General features: G+C 45.0%; 1 protein-coding gene. It reads left to right on the top strand.

From position 1 onward, the window contains the following. Nucleotides 1–270: 270 nt before the first annotated feature. The coding region (treB, locus tag IQQ51_RS15515) for a PTS trehalose transporter subunit IIBC (RefSeq protein WP_228012895.1) at nucleotides 271–1,507 on the top strand (1,237 nt) is incomplete at its 3' end.

The raw sequence follows: 1,507 nt of genomic DNA, 5'->3' as shown, positions 1-1,507 counted from the left end.
CTATTGATCTCTCAGCTTTTAGGTAATTCAGAGATCTCTCATCACACCCAATCTCCTATTCTATAATCCACTCAATTAAGCGAAATTGAACTGCTTAGATTAAAATTAGAGTGTGATCTCTTTCAATTAATGGGACTGTTCCCATTTTAATTTATCATTCATGCGGGCATTATAATAATCGTGATTGGGAATGTTCCCATAAGTCTAAATCTGAGCGGTTATAGCTGCATGGTTTAGATGAGTAATTGAATGAAACCAGGGTGGGGTAGTATGAGTAAGATAGCGAAGCAAGACGTTGCGCGTCTTATCGAGTTAGTCGGTGGTAAAGAAAACATTGCGAGTGTCAGCCACTGTCTGACTCGACTGCGTTTTGTATTGAACGATACAGAGCAGGCCAACAAAGCTGAACTCGAAAAACTGAAGCTAGTAAAAGGCTGTTTTACTAACGCAGGCCAATTCCAAGTTGTGATTGGCACTGAAGTTGATGAAGTGTACGCACTTCTGATTGAACAGACAGGTAAAGAGGCATCATCAAAAGATGAGGCGAAGCTGGCTGCTCGTCAAAATATGAACTTCCTTGAGCGTGGTATCTCCCATTTAGCCGAAATTTTCGTACCACTGCTGCCTGCCATCATTACTGGTGGTTTGATTCTTGGTTTCCGTAATGTGATTGGCGACATTCGCATGTTCGACGGCAAAACCCTCGTTGAAATCAGTCAATTCTGGGCAACGGTTCACTCTTTCTTATGGTTGATCGGCGAAGCTATTTTCTTCTTCCTACCGGTTGGCGTGTGTTGGGCAACGGTTAAGAAGCTTGGCGGAACCCCTATTTTGGGTATCACGCTCGGTGTGACCTTGGTTTCACCACAACTCATGAACGCATACATGATAGGTAAATCGGTACCTGAGGTATGGGATTTTGGACTGTTCGTGATTGAGAAGGTCGGTTATCAGGCTCAGGTGATCCCTGCGATGTTAGCGGGTGTGGCTTTGGCGTTCATTGAAACCAATCTTAAGCGCATCGTCCCTGCTTACTTGTACCTAGTGGTTGTGCCATTTGTATCGATTATTTTGTCTGTGATTCTAGCGCACGCTTTCATTGGCCCATTCGGTCGTATGTTAGGCGATGGTGTGGCATTCGCAGCTAAAGCGGCAATGACAGGTGACTTTGCGATTCTTGGTTCAGTGGTATTTGGTTTCCTTTACGCACCTTTGGTTATCACGGGTATTCACCACACAACCAACGCCGTGGATCTGCAATTGATGCAAGACTTAGGCGGCACACCAATCTGGCCTTTGATTGCACTATCAAACATTGCACAAGCATCGGCAGTAGTCGGCATCATTATCTTGAGTAAGCGTGAAGGTGAGCGAGACATCTCGGTTCCTGCAGCAATTTCAGCCTACTTAGGTGTAACAGAGCCTGCGATGTACGGTATTAACCTTAAATACAAATTCCCAATGCTCAGCGCAATGATTGGTAGTGCTGTTGCAGCCGCAATCTGTG

This window comes from Vibrio sp. OPT18, from assembly GCF_015163615.1.
GTDB lineage: Bacteria > Pseudomonadota > Gammaproteobacteria > Enterobacterales > Vibrionaceae > Vibrio > Vibrio coralliirubri.
This window is presented reverse-complemented; position numbering and strand designations above follow the sequence as displayed.